This window comes from Streptomyces sp. GL_141 (assembly GCF_057834385.1).
Genome location: NZ_CM174402.1, coordinates 4,279,990 through 4,294,310, shown reverse-complemented (window position 1 = coordinate 4,294,310; position 14,321 = coordinate 4,279,990). Strand labels below are relative to the sequence as shown.

The window sequence follows — 14,321 nt, the reverse complement described above, 5'->3', positions numbered from 1 at the left end:
GGAGCGGACGGAGCGAGTCGACGGAGTCGGCTCAGTGCACGTCTCAGTGCACGTTCTCAGCGCACGTTCTCAGTGCACGTCGACGATGTGCTGCGTGCCGATGCGCTTGCGGAACACCCAGTACGTCCACGCCTGGTAGAGCAGGACGACCGGGGTCGCCACCGCCGCGCACCAGGTCATGATCTTCAGGGTGTACGCGCTGGACGAGGCGTTGGTGACCGTGAGGTTCCAGGCGTCGTTCAGCGAGGACGGCATGACGTTCGGGAACAGCGTCAGGAAGAGCATCGCGACGGCCGCCGCGATGGTGACCCCCGACAGGCCGAAGGACCAGCCCTCGCGGCCCGCGAGGTTGAAGCCGAGGGCCCCGAGCAGGGCCAGTACCGCCACGATCATGGCGATCAGGCTCCAGCCGTCACCGCGCGAGACCTGGGTCCAGATCAGGAAGGTGAGCGCCAGGACGGCGGTCACCACCCCGAGCTGCGTGGCCAGCTTGCGCGAACGGTCCCGGATGTCACCGACCGTCTTGAGCGAGGTGAACACCGCGCCGTGGAAGGTGAACAGGGTCAGGGTGACCAGGCCGCCGAGGATCGAGTAGACGTTGAGCAGGTCGAAGAAGGTTCCGACGTACTCCATGTCCTGGTCGATCTTCACTCCGCGCACGATGTTGGCGAAGGCCACGCCCCACAGGAACGCGGGGATCAGCGAGGTCCAGAAGATCGCGTGTTCCCAGTTGGTCTGCCACCTGTCCTCGGGCCGCTTGTGCCGGTACTCGAAGGCGACCCCGCGGATGATGAGGCAGATCAGGATGAGCAGGAGCGGCAGGTAGAAGCCGGAGAAGAGGGTGGCGTACCACTCGGGGAAGGCGGCGAAGGTCGCGCCGCCCGCCGTGAGCAGCCAGACCTCGTTGCCGTCCCACACGGGCCCGATCGTGTTGATCAGGACCCGCTTCTCCGTGCGGTTGCGGGCCAGCAGCTTGGTCAGGACGCCGACACCGAAGTCGAAGCCCTCCAGGAAGAAGTAGCCGATCCACAGAACGGCGATGAGCACGAACCAGACGTCGTGGAGTTGCATGGTGTGGTCTCCTCAGCCTCAGTACGAGAAGGCCATCGGCCGGTCGGGGTTCTTGTCGTCCCCGCCGATCTTGGTCGGCGGGTTGAGGTCGGCCTCGGTGAGCTCGGGCGGGCCGGCCTTGACGTACTTCACGAGGAGCTTGACCTCGATCACGGCGAGCACGGCGTAGAGCAGCGTGAAGCCGATCATCGAGGTGAGCACCTCACCCTGGGAGACGTTCGGCGAGACCGCGTCCCTGGTGCGCAGGACCCCGTAGACCACCCAGGGCTGGCGGCCCATCTCGGTGAAGATCCAGCCCCAGGAGTTGGCGATCAGCGGGAAGCCCATGGTCCAGAGCGCGATGATCCAGTACCAGTTGGTGAACTTGGGGCTCAGCGCCTTCTTGAAGAGGACCAGGTGCGGGACCTCGTCCTCACCGGTGCGCAGCCCCGGCGGCAGCATGAACTTCTTGCGGGTCAGCCAGAGCCCCAGCATGCCGACGCCGAGCGAGGCCATCCCGAAGCCGATCATCCAGCGGAAGCCCCAGTAGGCGACGGGGATGTTGGGCCGGTAGTCACCGGGCCCGAACTTCTCCTGCTCGGCCTTGTTGACGTCGTTGATGCCGGGGACGAAGGAGCTGAAGTCGTCGTTGGCCAGGAAGGACAGCAGGCCGGGAATCTCTATGGCGACCGTGTTGTGGCCCTTTTCGACGTCTCCGTAGGCGAAGAGGGAGAAGGGAGCCGGCGCCTCGCCGTCCCAGAGCGCCTCGGCGGCGGCCATCTTCATCGGCTGCTGCTTGAACATCACCTTGCCGAGCAGGTCTCCGCTGATGGCGGTCCCCAGACCGGCGATGATCATGACGACCAGGCCGAGCCGCAGCGAGGTCCGCATGACGGGGATGTGCTTCTTGCGGGCCAGGTGGAAGGCCGCGATGCCGACCATGAACGCGCCGCCGACCAGGAAGGCCGCCGTCATGGTGTGGAAGAACTGGGTCAGCGCGGTGTTCTGCGTGAGCACCAGCCAGAAGTCCGTGAGCTCGGCCCGGCCGCGCTCGGGGTTCATCCGGTAGCCGACCGGGTGCTGCATCCAGGAGTTGGCCGCGAGGATGAAGTACGCGGACAGGATGGTGCCGATCGAGACCATCCAGATGCAGGCCAGGTGGATCTTCTTCGGCAGCTTGTCCCAGCCGAAGATCCACAGGCCGATGAAGGTGGACTCGAAGAAGAAGGCGATGAGCGCCTCGAAGGCCAGCGGGGCTCCGAAGATGTCACCGACGAACCGCGAGTAGTCGGACCAGTTCATGCCGAACTGGAACTCCTGGACGATGCCGGTGACGACACCCATCGCGATGTTGATCAGGAAGAGCTTGCCCCAGAACTTGGTGGCCTTGAGGTACTTCTCCTTTTCCGAACGCACCCAGGCGGTCTGCAAGATCGCGACGAGCGCGGCCAGCGAGATCGTCAAGGGAACGAAGAGGAAGTGATAGACGGTGGTAATACCGAACTGCCATCGCGCCAGGGTCTCTGGCGCCAAAGCTAGGTCCACGTCGTCGTCTCCTTCGTTTCGCCGTGGTCACAGCCGCAGTTTGCCTCTTGTATCCCACTCAATCCGGGAGGAAGCAGGACACGCTTGTGAACGCGTTCACATTCACAAGCATTATGTCGTACTGCTGTCGGCATCTTTCAGGGGGGTCCCCCTAGCGAATAAATTCAACAGATTGTTGAATGCGAACCATGAAGATTCGATTCCTCTGGCCCGCCGGCCAGCTCACCGCAACGCTCGACGAGACCCCGACCGCCAAGGCGCTCGCCGCCGCGCTCCCGATTTCCGCCTCCGCCAACACCTGGGGCGAGGAGGTCTACTTCGACACCGGCGTCTCCGTGGCACTGGAGCACGACGCCCAGCAGGTCGTCGAGCCCGGCACGGTCGCGTTCTGGACCGAGGGCGACGCGCTCGCGCTGCCCTACGGCCCCACCCCGATCTCCCGCGGGGGCGAGAGCCGCCTGGCGAGCCCGTGCAACGTCCTCGGCTCGTTCGACGGCGACCCCCGCCTGCTGGCCACCGTCCGCGACGGCGACCCCATCCGCGTGGAACTGGCCTGACGCCGGTCCGGAGCCCTACAGCTCCTTGAAGAACGCCTCCGCCGTGTGCAGGAAGAGGTCGTTCGCCTCGGGCTCGCCGATCGTGACCCGCAGGCCCTCGCCCGCGAATGGCCGGACCACCACGCCGGCCTTCTCGCAGGCCGCCGCGAAGTCGGCGGTGCGCTCGCCGAGCCGCATCCACACGAAGTTGGCCTGCGTCTCGGGCACCACGGTCCAGCCCTGGGCCAGCAGCGACCCGTAGACCCGGGCGCGCTCACCCACCAGCGACCCGACCCGGCCCATCAGCTCGTCCTCGGCCCGCAGCGAGGCGACCGCCGCGTCCTGGGCGAGCTGGCTGACGCCGAAGGGCACCGCGGTCTTGCGCAGCGCCGCGGCCACCGGCTCGTGCGCGACCGCGAAGCCGACGCGCAGGCCGGCGAGCCCGTACGCCTTGGAGAACGTACGCAGCACGGCGACGTTGGGGCGGCTGCGGTAGAGCTCGATGCCGTCCGGGACCTCGGCGTCGCGGACGAACTCCTTGTACGCCTCGTCGAGGACGACGAGGACGTCGGAGGGCACCCGGTCCAGGAACCGCTCCAGCTCGGCACGGCGCACGGCGGTGCCGGTGGGGTTGTTGGGGTTGCAGACGAAGATCAGGCGGGTCCGCTCGGTGATCGCCTCGAACATCGCGTCCAGGTCGTGCACGTCACCCTCGGCGAGCGGCACCTGGACCGACGTCGCACCCGAGATCTGAACGATGATCGGATAAGCCTCGAAAGACCGCCAGGCGTAGATGACCTCGTCACCCGGACCCGCCGTCGACTGGATCAGCGACTGGGCGACACCGACCGAGCCGGTGCCGGTGGCGATGTGCTCGACCGGGACCCCGAAGCGGTCGGCGAGCTCGTTCACCAGGCCCGTGCACGCCATGTCCGGGTACCGGTTGAAGTGGCCGGCCGCCGCGACCACGCTCTCCAGCACCCCAGGCAGGGGCGGGTACGGGTTCTCGTTCGAGGACAGCTTGAACGCGACCGGGCCGCCCGCAGCAGCGGGCTTCCCGGGCTTGTAGGTGGGGATGCCGTCCAGCTCGGCGCGCAGCTTCGGGCTCTTCTCGCTCACCGCAGGTCCTCCTCGACCGTCCCGTACGACGTCGCCGTCGACTCAATACTCCTCACCTTATGAGGATTCCGTCCATCCGAGAACGGCAGGCGCCTGGAATGCGGGAGAGCGCACGCATATATGCGTGCGCCGGTGGCCTGCGCCGTGGCGCGCGTCCCTCGTACAGGTGAGTTGAGCAGAGCCCGGAAGCGCACCGTTTTGGCATGCACGGTCCCGTCGACAAGGACACCAGATACTCCCAGTGACCAAAGACCTTCATTTCCAAGGTCATTGGGGGTGGCGAACCGTGCAGAATCGTGCCTGTCAACGCGTGCATATGCATCCGGACCGCGCTGCCCACCGAGCCCTACTATCGGCTCGCCATGACAGCAGCAGGGAAGCATCAGGTGAGCCGGACCGAGACCACCCGGCGGGCCGCCGGCCGACAAGGCCGGGCCGGCATCAGGGACGTGGCCGCCGCGGCGGGCGTCTCGATCACGACCGTCTCCGACGCCCTCAACGGGAAGGGACGGCTGCCGGACGCCACCCGCCGCCACGTTCGCGAGGTCGCAGACCGGCTGGGCTACCGCCCTTCCGCGGCGGCCCGCACCCTCCGTACCGGCAAGTCGGGCCTCATCGGCCTGACCGTGACGACGTACGGGGATGAACCTTTCACCTTCACCGAATTCGCGTACTTCGCCGAGATGGCCAGGGCCGCCACCTCCGCCGCGCTCGCTCGCGGCTACGCCCTCGTCATCCTCCCCGCCACCTCCCGACACGACGTCTGGTCCAACGTGGCCCTCGACGGCACCGTCGTCATCGACCCCTCCGACCACGATCCCGTCGTCACCGAACTGGTCCGCCAGGGTCTGCCCGTCGTATCCGACGGACGCCCGGCCGGCTCACTCCCCGTCACCGCCTGGGTCGACAACGATCACGAGGCCGCCGTCCTGGGCCTCCTCGACCACCTCGCCGCCGCCGGAGCACGCCGCATCGGGCTCCTGACCGGCACCACCACCGACACCTACACCCGGCTCTCCACGACGGCCTACCTGCGCTGGTGCGAGCGCGTGGGCCAAGATCCCGTCTACGAGTCCTACCCCGCCCACGATCCGTGCGCCGGCGCCGTCGCCGCCGACCGGCTGCTCGCCCGGCCCGACCGGCCCGATGCCGTCTACGGCCTGTTCGACCCCAACGGCACCGACCTGCTCGCCGCCGCCCGGCGCTACGGCCTGCGCGTTCCCGAGGATCTTCTGCTCGTGTGCTGCAGCGAATCCACCGTGTACGCCAACACCGAACCGCCCATCACCACCCTGTCCCTCAAACCGCGCCGCATCGGCACCGCCGTCGTCCAGCTGCTCATCGACGCCATCGAGGGCGTCGACACGGGCGGACCCGTCGAACAGGTCATCCCGACCGAGCTGATCATCCGTACCTCGTCCCAGCGCAGGCAGCCCCGAACTACCGTCAGTCCGCCCCGATCCCCGGCACAGGACTGACCACCAACCGGCCCAACGGCGGGGCCGCCGGCCCCGCCGAGGATTTCAGCAACACTCATATCGGGAGAAACCGGTAGGAAGGGCCAGCTCCGACCAGGATTCACCACCCCTGGTGCGTCACAGAGCGCGAGCTGCATTCCTATGATGGGCGCACGACATCACGGACCCTCCGCCCCCGAGGCGGGTGGGTCCGCAGGTGTACGGCAGCGCGACGGTGGTGGAGGGGTCGATGTCTCAGGGGGCCGGTCAGGGACCCGCGGTGCGGACGGACACCGAGCGGGACTTCCGGTTGCCGGTCGCCGAACCCGCCTCGCATGCCGTGCACCCGGGAGCCGCAGCAGCCGGATCGGGCGGCCTGCCAGGAAGCCAGGGCTTCGGGGCGGACGCCCCCGTCTACGGCGCGTACCCCGCCTACTACGACGCGGGCCCGGCTCCCGTCCCCGCGCAGCACGGGTACGGCCACGAAGCCCCGTACGGCGCCGCCGGCGCCTTCGGAGAGCCCGCCGCCCACCCGATGGGTCACGCCTCGGAGGAGAGCGACCCCGACGGGTACACGCCGACGCAGCGCGATCTCCCCGTCATCGGGCGCGGCGCCCTCGGCGGGCCCGGCGACACCGTTCAGATCCAGTACGTCCCCCAGGAGACCCCGGGCGAGGGCCCGGGCCCGCTCTACGTCGTCGGCGACGTCCACGGTTACATCGACGAACTCGTCGCCGAACTGCGCTTCCAGGGGCTCATCGACGCCGACCACAACTGGTCCGCCGGCAACGCCCGGCTCTGGTTCCTCGGCGACTTCACCGACCGCGGACCCGACGGCATCGGGGTCATCGACCTCGTCATGCGGCTCTCCGCCGAAGCCGCCGCCGCGGGCGGCTACTGCAAGGCCCTCATGGGCAACCACGAGCTGCTGCTCATCGGCGCCAAGCGGTTCGGGGACACCCCCATCGTCTCCGGCGCCGGCACCGCCACCTTCCAGGCCGCCTGGCTCCTCAACGGCGGTCAGCGCACCGACATGGACCGCCTGCAGGACGTCCACCTCCAGTGGATGTCCCGGCTGGACGCCGCGGTCCTGGTGGACGACCACCTGCTCCTCCACTCGGACACCACCGCCTACCTCGACTACGGCGACTCGGTCGAGGACGTCAACGACACCATCCACGAGCTGCTCAACCGCAACGATGCCGACATCACCTGGGACCTGTTCCGCAAGTTCACCAAGCGCTTCGCCTTCCGCGACGAGGAGACCGGCCCCCAGGCCGTACGCGAGCTCATCGGCACCTACGGCGGCAGCCGCGTCGTGCACGGCCACAGCCCCATCCCGTACCTGCTGGGCGAGGTGGGCACCGAGGACGGTGACGGTGCGCACGGTCCCGAGGCCGTCGTCGGCCCGCACGTCTACGCGGACGGCCTGGCCATCGCAATGGACGGCGGCGTGACGATGGCGGGCAAACTGCTCGTCGTGCAACTCCCGCTGAACGACTGAGGCTTCCCGGAGCTGGGTATTTCCGGAAAGCCCCTGTCGACGCACGGCGTGGGCGCTCTACCATCGCTCTATCCGTAGCAGGCTCTCCTCCGTTTGTGCCGGCGCCCCGTTCAACACGGACATACCGGTCCCCACGGAGCATCGGGGGATGCACATGACCAGCGCTCCGCACCTGCTCACCGAAGACCGACCGGAGTTCGATCGGCTCCTCGACGAGGCGCTGCGCACGGCGAGCGCCCGGCCCGAGCTCGCCGCCCTCGGCGAACGGCTGAACGCCGAACAGCTGCGCACCATGGCCATGGGGGCCACCCGACTGCTGACGGCCGCGGCCGCGGCCGAGTACGACCATTACGTGAAGGTCCGCAAAGAGCGGCAGGACGAGGTCCTGTCCACCCCCGGAACGACGGGGGAGGAGGGCTACGGGCAGGACGGTGGCGCGGGCGTCAGCGCCATCGTCGCGGTCCTCGCACCGGTCCTGGCCGGCACCGCCATGCTGATCTTCCTGCTGGTGGGCTACATCCTGAAGATGATCGAACCGGAACCGGCCTTCGCCGACACGATGCTGACGGCGGGCTGGCTCTTCGGCGGACTCACCGCGGCCGCACTGCTCTTCGCCGTGATCGGGCTGCTCGTGACGGCCGTCCGCAACAGTTCCACCGAGGTGGTGGCGGACGAGACCGAGGCGGTGCCCGACGAGGTGGCGCGGGCCCGGGAGGCCTGGCGCAACGCCCTGCTGGAGCGGGGCATCGTGCCGTTCCTCCGGGACGCGCTGGCCGATCCCAGCGCGGGGGCCGGCTTCCCGGCCCCCAGAAAGCCGGGAACCGGGCGCATCCCCAACCTGGGATACACCCGGCCCGATTTCACCAGTCCCGGGGCCCCGGCTGAGGGGCCCCGTCCCGGTTACACGTCTCCGGACTTCACCAGTCCGGACTTCGGCGGCCCGGAGACCGAGCCGAAGTGAGCGCTACTGGCCGTTCGGCGAGCCGGAGTGGGCCAGGTCGCCCTTCCACTCGATGCCCTTGCTGCGGAGTCCGAGCATCGGGTTCGGAGCCGGCAGCTGCTGGGTCCAGGCCTCGTTCCAGGTGAAGTCACCGCCGCCCACGTCTCCGTGGGTCTGGAACACCTGGCCGGTCGTGGTCAGCACCTTGATGAAGGCGTCGTTGTCGTGGGCGAAGATGGAGATGCCACAGGCAAGGCCGACCGGGAAACCCGGGTTGTCGTCGACGTCGCTGATGTTCTGCCAGACCGGCACGCCGCCCTGCGTGGACGCAATCCCCGCGTAGGCGACCCCGCCGACCAGGGCAGCGTGGAAGTCCTCGGTGCTCGAGGGCGAGAGGCTGTCGATGTCATTGCACGGACCGGTGGCACCCGTGGCGCCCGTCGGACCGGTGGCGCCCGTCGGACCGGTCCCACCCGTGGCTCCCGTCGGACCGGTCGCACCGGTGGCGCCCGTGGGACCGGTCGCACCCGTCGCACCCGGGTAGCCGCGCGGCCCCGTCGGACCGGTCGCGCCCCGCGGGCCGGTGGGGCCCGTCGCGCCCTTGTCTCCCTTGGGTCCGCGCGGGCCGCGCGGGCCCACCTTGCAGTCGTCGCCGTGAGCCGCCGCCGGCGCACCCGCTCTCTGGTGCTGGGACTTGCAGCGGTCCGGACTCCCGGGCGCCGCGGCCAGCGCGACCGCCGGAGTCGTCAGGCCCGCCAGCACCAGCGCCACCGAGGCGAGCGTGCCTCCCGTCAGCCAGCCGGCCCGTCGGGGCAACGGCCCCAGGTAGGTACGGGCGTTGTTCTCAGAACTCATGTACCGCTCCTCGCACACACCGGATCGAATCGATCTGCGAAGTCCGTAAATGTGACCGGTCTCCGCGGGCCATCCTGAAGACCCCGACCCCGCGAGTCCGATCGGCACGCCCATCCGTCAGCGGAACGGCTCAGTGCACACCGCCACTTGGCGGCCTGCCGCACGGCCACACGGGTCTGCGCCCGGGCATGCCGCACGTGTGCCCTGTCTCGGTGACGCCCCCAGGCCGGTCAGGGCCGGCTTCCGGGCACCGTGTTTCACGTGAAACACCGTCTCTGTTTCACGTGAAACATCGGAGCGTTCGCCCCCTTAGCCGGCGGACCGGTCACCGAGCACCCGCCGCCGCTGCCCGACGTCCGCCAGCGCCGGCGAGCGCCAGGCGCCGTCCGGGTGGTACAGGTTCCGGCCCGGCTCCACGATCTCGTCGATCCGGTCGAGGGTCGCATCGTCGAGGACCAGCCCGGCGCCCTTCACCAGTGCTTCCAGCTGCTCCATGGTCCGCGGACCGGTGATCACGGAGGTGACGGCGGGATGAGCCAGTGGGAAGGCCACCGCCAGCTCGGGCAACGTGCAGCCGATGGAGCCGGCGAGCTCCACCAGCTGCTCCACGGCCTCCAGCTTCGCGACATTGCCCGGAACCGCGGGGTCGAAGCGGGCCGGAGTGAGCGCCGCACGCCCGGAGGTCATGTCGACGGCGCTGCCGAGCCGGTACTTCCCGCTCAGGAATCCGGATGCGAGCGGGCTCCAGGTCAGGACGCCCATCCCGTACCTCCGGGCCACCGGCAGCACACTGCTCTCGATCCCGCGCGCGAGGATCGAGTACGGCGGCTGCTCGGTCCGGAACCTCGGCAGAGCCCGCCGTTCGGCGACGTGGTGCGCCTCGACGATGTCCTCGGCCGGGAAGGTGGAGCAGCCGAAGGCCCGTATCTTGCCGGCCCGGACCAGGTCGCCCAGGACGGACAGGGTCTCCTCGACGTCCGTGCCCTGATCCGGCCGGTGCACCTGGTAGAGGTCGATCCAGTCCGTGTCCAGTCGGCGCAGGCTGTCCTCGACGGCACGCACGATCCAGCGCCGGGAGTTCCCGCTGCGGTTGCGGCCCTCGCCCATCTGGAAGTGCACCTTGGTCGCGAGGACGACATCGTCCCGCCGGCCCTTGAGGGCCTTGCCCACGATCGTTTCGGACTCCCCGGCGGAGTACATGTCCGCGGTGTCCACGAAGTTGATCCCGTGGTCGAGCGCGGCGTGGATGATCCGCGCGCACTCCTCGTGATCCGGATTGCCGACCGCGCCGAACATCATCGTGCCGAGGCAGTGCGTGCTGACCTCGATGCCGGTCCCACCCAGAATTCGGTATCGCATGCTCATGGGCCCGCACTGTAGGAGTTGGAGCGCGCTCCAGCGCAAGCACACAAACGCCGGTCCGCTCCCTCAGGAGCGGCCCGGCACTTGGGTTCACTGGTGGGTCATACCGCTGTCGTCAGGGGCGGTGCTTGTTGCCCTTGTCGACCGTGTGCTTGGCGGCCGGCTTCTTGGCAGCCTGGTGCTTTACGGCAGGCTTCTTGGCGGGCGGGCTCTTGAAGGGCTGGTTCTTGGCGGCCACGTTCGTCGGGGGAGCGCTCGTGGGGCCGGGGACGACCTCGGTCCACGGGTGCGTAGCCATCGCCGTCCCGCAGTCCAGGGACGGTGTCATGTTGTTGACTGAGCAGAAGGTCTCGAAGACCCGCCCGTCGATGGTCGCGATCTCGATGTTGGCACCGTTGGAGTGTTCATCGACGGCGATTCCGCACGCAAGTCCGGTGGGATAGCCCGGGTTCCGCGCGGCGATGGTCAGGTTGTGCCAGTCGAAGGGCGTCGCGTTCGGCTGGATACCCCGGATTCCGACGTAGGCGACCCCGTTGATCATTACCGCCTTGATCTCGCGGTTGGCGGCGGGCTTGTAGTTGGCGATGGCGTTGCACCCCCCGGTCGCGCCTGTGGCACCGGTCGTCCCGGTCGCACCCGTCGCACCCGTCGCACCCGTTGCGCCCGTGGCACCCGTGGCACCCGTGGCACCCGTGGCACCCGTTGCGCCGGTCGCACCGGTCGCACCGGTCGCGCCGGTCGCACCGGTCGGACCCGTCGCACCGGTCGGACCCGTCGCACCGTCGGCACCCGTCGCGCCGTCGGCCCCAGTCGCACCCGTGGCGCCATCAGCGCCCGTCGGGCCGGTCGGACCCGTCGGACCCGTCGCACCATCAGCACCGGTCGCACCCGTGGCACCGTCAGCACCCGTGGCACCCGTCGGGCCGGTCGGACCGGTCGGACCGGTCGGACCATCAGCGCCCGTCGCACCATCGGCGCCAGTCGCACCCGTAGCGCCATCAGCACCTGTGGCGCCGGTCGCACCCGTGGCACCGTCAGCACCGGTCGCACCGTCAGCACCCGTGGGACCCGTCGGGCCGGTCGGACCCGTGGCACCGTCGGTGCCGGTCGCGCCCGTGGCACCGTCAGCACCTGTGGCACCCGTCGGGCCGGTCGCGCCCGTCGCGCCCGTCGCGCCCGTGGCACCATCGGCACCCGTCGCGCCCGTCGCACCATCGGCACCCGTCGCACCCGTGGCACCATCGGCACCCGTCGCACCCGTCGCGCCTGTGGGGCCCGTCGGACCGACGGCCGGGCAGTCGTCATCATGCCCGTCGTGGTGGTCGCGCCCTTCGTCGTCTCCCCAGCCGCCGTGCCCGTCGTCGTCCCCGCCGCCCCGGTACCTGTCCTCCGGCGGCCCGTCGTGCGGCTCGCAGTCCTCGCCTCCGCCGCCCGACGGGGCGGTGGCTCTCACGGCCGTGACCGTCGGCTTGACCGCCGCGATGACGGGGGTGGCCATGCCCACGAGTACGAGGGAAAGCGAGGCCAGGGCACCTCCCGCCATCCAGGCTCGGTTACGGGGGACAGGACCAAGGCGGAGCTTGGTCTGGTGCTCACGACTCATCTGCAGCGCTCCTCGGGAACGGAAGGCGAGCCGGAACGATCGACGCCCCGGCTGCGAGTTCGAACGTCCCTGGGACTTACGGGCGGAGCCGCCGGGATCTTGAGTTGCCCGGGATCTTAATCAGCAGAACGGCTTATCGGACCCCCCCGAACGGCTGCGCCGACGCCCACCGGGGGGTAGCGCCACCGGCGTGCCGCCGACCCAACGGCAGCCGCACTCCCTAACGTCGCCCGCGATCCGTCCGACGAGAGGGTGCTGCGGTGAGGCCGACCATCTGTCTGAACATGATCGTCAAGAACGAGGCGCCGACGATCCGGAAGTGCCTGGAGTCGGTGCGCCCCCTGATCGACACCTGGGTGATCGTGGACACGGGCTCCACCGACGGCACCCAGGACGTCATCCGGGACTGCTTCGCCGATCTGCCCGGCACGCTCCACGACCGGCCGTGGAAGGGATTCGACGGCAGCCGCACCGAGGCGATCGAACTCGCGCGCTCCAGCGCCGACTACCTGCTGTTCATCGACGGCGACGACGAGATGCAGATCCAGCCCGGGTTCCGCATGCCGGACCTGACGCTCGACGCGTACCAGGTGGCGCTGCACGACGGCCCGATCGTCCACTGGCGGCCGGCGCTGGTCGCCACCCGGCTGCCCTGGCGGTACGTGGGCGTGCTCCACGAGTACATCGACTGCGGCACCGAGTACGGCCGCGACGTGATCGAGGGCTTCAACATCCTCTCCGTCGGCGGTGGGGCCCGCTTCCGGGAGGAAGGCCAGCGGGCCAAGTACCTGCGCGATGCGGAAGTCCTGACCGAAGGCCTCGCGAAGGAGCCCGGCAACGCCCGTTACGCCTTCTACCTGGCCCAGAGCTGGCGTGACGCGGGAGAGCCGGAGAAGTCCCTCGACGCGTACGACCGCCGGGTGGCCATGGGCGGCTGGGCCGAGGAGACCTACTGCGCGCAGCTCTACGCCGCACGGCTGGCCGTCACCCTGAAGAGGCCGTCGGCCGAGGTCATGGACCGCTACCTCCGCGCACACGAGAGCCGTCCCTCGCGCGCCGAGGCCCTCGGCGACCTCGCCCGGCTCTGCCGTCTCGAAAGCCGCTGGCCCCTCGCCTACATGTTCGCCCGGCAGGCAGTGCGGGTGCCGCACCCGGACGACATCCTCTTCGTCGAGTTCGCCTGGCACGACTGGCGCGCGCTCGACGAACTCGCGGTGGCGGCCTACTGGACCGGGGAGTACCAGGAGTCCCTGGACTGCTGCGAACGCCTGCTCCAGGACGGCAAGCTGCCCGACGACCAGCAGGACCGGGTCCTCGCGAACCTCGAGTTCGCGCGGCGCAAGCTCGGCTTGGGATCCCGGGCCTTCGCCTGACCGTCCGCCCTAGTCATGCCCTCGGCACGCCCTCGTCACGCCCTCGTCACGCCTCGTCAGCTCGATACCCGGAGAGCGCCCATGACCGTCACGGTCTCGCCCCGTCCCGTTTCCCCCCTGCTCGACCTGGTGCAGCCGGCCCGTCCGACCCACATCGTCGACGTGGGCGCCAACCCGATCGACGGGGACCCGCCGTACCGGGGCATGCTCGAGGCCGGCCTGTGCAGAGTGACCGGATTCGAGCCCCAGCCCGAGGCCCTGGAAACACTGCAACGCCGCAAGGGCCCGTACGAGACCTACCTGCCCGACGCCCTCGGCGACGGCGGCACCCACACGCTCTGCGTGGCCACCAGCTCCGGGATGACCAGCTTGTTCCGCCCCGACCCGAACAGGCTCGGGCTCTTCAACGGCTTCGGCGCATGGGGCCGGATCCGCGAAGAGGTCCAGGTGTCCACCCGTCGGCTGGACGACGTCGAAGCGGTCGGCGCCTTCGACCTGCTGAAGATCGACATCCAGGGCGCCGAGCTGATGGTCTTCCAGGGCGCCCGGGAAAAACTGGCCGGGGCCGTAGCCGTGCACACGGAGGTCTCCTTCGTCCCGCTGTACGAGAACCAGCCCGTGTTCGGCGACGTGGACCAGGAACTGCGCGGCCAGGGATTCATCCCGCACGCCTTCGCGGCGATCAAGCGCTGGCCGATCGCCCCCGTGGTCTTCGGCGGCGACTTCCGCAAGGCCCGCCACCAGCTCCTCGAAGCCGATGTCGTGTACGTGCGCGACTTCGGCCGTCCCGAGTCCATGACCGACGAGCAGCTCGGGCAGCTGGCCCTGATCGCCCACCACGTCTACGACTCGACCGACCTCGCCTACTACTGCCTCAACCAGCTGAGCGTGCGGAACCTCGCCGCCCCGGACGCACCGAACCGCTACCTCGCCGCCCTGGGCTGACACGGCGTACGACGGACGGCCCGCGACTCCCC

12 protein-coding genes are annotated in these 14,321 nt (G+C 69.5%); 6 read left to right on the top strand and 6 right to left on the bottom strand.

What is annotated here, in order from left to right; translation table 11 throughout:
- Positions 1-69 precede the first annotated feature (69 nt).
- Both cydB and AC3IX6_RS18725 read right to left on the bottom strand, forming a co-directional pair.
- Positions 70-1,071: a cytochrome d ubiquinol oxidase subunit II gene (cydB, locus tag AC3IX6_RS18730; RefSeq protein ID WP_489371242.1), complete on the bottom strand. Its 1,002-nt coding sequence runs from the start codon at positions 1,069-1,071 to the stop codon at positions 70-72.
- An 18-nt stretch (positions 1,072-1,089) separates the two neighbouring features.
- Positions 1,090-2,595, bottom strand: a complete 1,506-nt coding sequence (locus tag AC3IX6_RS18725) for a cytochrome ubiquinol oxidase subunit I (protein WP_489371241.1) — start codon at positions 2,593-2,595, stop codon at positions 1,090-1,092.
- A 188-nt stretch (positions 2,596-2,783) separates the two neighbouring features.
- On the opposite strand from AC3IX6_RS18725, the gene AC3IX6_RS18720 reads away from it, so the two are divergent.
- The gene (locus AC3IX6_RS18720) at positions 2,784-3,152 is read left to right on the top strand and encodes a cyclophilin-like fold protein (protein ID WP_489371240.1); all 369 of its coding nucleotides are present in this window, start codon (positions 2,784-2,786) and stop codon (positions 3,150-3,152) included.
- 15 nt (positions 3,153-3,167) lie between these two features.
- Here AC3IX6_RS18720 and hisC read toward each other — a convergent pair whose 3' ends face one another.
- Positions 3,168-4,250, bottom strand: coding sequence for a histidinol-phosphate transaminase (gene hisC, locus AC3IX6_RS18715; RefSeq protein ID WP_489371239.1), 1,083 nt, complete (start codon positions 4,248-4,250; stop codon positions 3,168-3,170).
- 362 nt (positions 4,251-4,612) lie between these two features.
- Between hisC and AC3IX6_RS18710 the strand changes: the two genes are divergently transcribed.
- The 3 genes from AC3IX6_RS18710 (at position 4,613) to AC3IX6_RS18700 (ending at position 8,172) form a co-directional block, all read left to right on the top strand.
- Positions 4,613-5,728: a LacI family DNA-binding transcriptional regulator gene (locus AC3IX6_RS18710; RefSeq protein ID WP_214954921.1), complete on the top strand. Its 1,116-nt coding sequence runs from the start codon at positions 4,613-4,615 to the stop codon at positions 5,726-5,728.
- 229 nt (positions 5,729-5,957) lie between these two features.
- Positions 5,958-7,211, top strand: coding sequence for a metallophosphoesterase (locus AC3IX6_RS18705; protein ID WP_489371238.1), 1,254 nt, complete (start codon positions 5,958-5,960; stop codon positions 7,209-7,211).
- 148 nt (positions 7,212-7,359) lie between these two features.
- Positions 7,360-8,172 (top strand): hypothetical protein, encoded by an 813-nt coding sequence (locus AC3IX6_RS18700; RefSeq protein ID WP_489371237.1) that lies wholly within the window; start codon positions 7,360-7,362, stop codon positions 8,170-8,172.
- 3 nt (positions 8,173-8,175) lie between these two features.
- On the opposite strand, the gene AC3IX6_RS18695 is transcribed toward AC3IX6_RS18700, so the two are convergent.
- The 3 genes from AC3IX6_RS18695 to AC3IX6_RS18685 all read right to left on the bottom strand — a co-directional run bounded on the left by AC3IX6_RS18695 (position 8,176) and on the right by AC3IX6_RS18685 (position 10,909).
- Entirely contained in the window at positions 8,176-9,006 is an 831-nt protein-coding gene (locus AC3IX6_RS18695; RefSeq protein ID WP_489371236.1) for a hypothetical protein, read from the bottom strand.
- Positions 9,007-9,315: 309 nt separating this feature from the next.
- Positions 9,316-10,365, bottom strand: coding sequence for an aldo/keto reductase (locus AC3IX6_RS18690; protein ID WP_489371487.1), 1,050 nt, complete (start codon positions 10,363-10,365; stop codon positions 9,316-9,318).
- 118 nt (positions 10,366-10,483) lie between these two features.
- Positions 10,484-10,909: a hypothetical protein gene (locus AC3IX6_RS18685; protein WP_489371235.1), complete on the bottom strand. Its 426-nt coding sequence runs from the start codon at positions 10,907-10,909 to the stop codon at positions 10,484-10,486.
- Positions 10,910-12,231: 1,322 nt separating this feature from the next.
- On the opposite strand from AC3IX6_RS18685, the gene AC3IX6_RS18680 reads away from it, so the two are divergent.
- Together AC3IX6_RS18680 and AC3IX6_RS18675 are read left to right on the top strand one after the other, a co-directional pair.
- Positions 12,232-13,344 carry a tetratricopeptide repeat-containing glycosyltransferase gene (locus AC3IX6_RS18680; protein WP_489371234.1) on the top strand — a complete coding sequence of 371 codons (1,113 nt, stop codon included), beginning with the start codon at positions 12,232-12,234 and terminating at the stop codon, positions 13,342-13,344.
- Positions 13,345-13,425: 81 nt separating this feature from the next.
- Entirely contained in the window at positions 13,426-14,289 is an 864-nt protein-coding gene (locus AC3IX6_RS18675; protein WP_489371233.1) for an FkbM family methyltransferase, read from the top strand.
- The last annotated feature ends 32 nt before the right edge of the window (positions 14,290-14,321 follow it).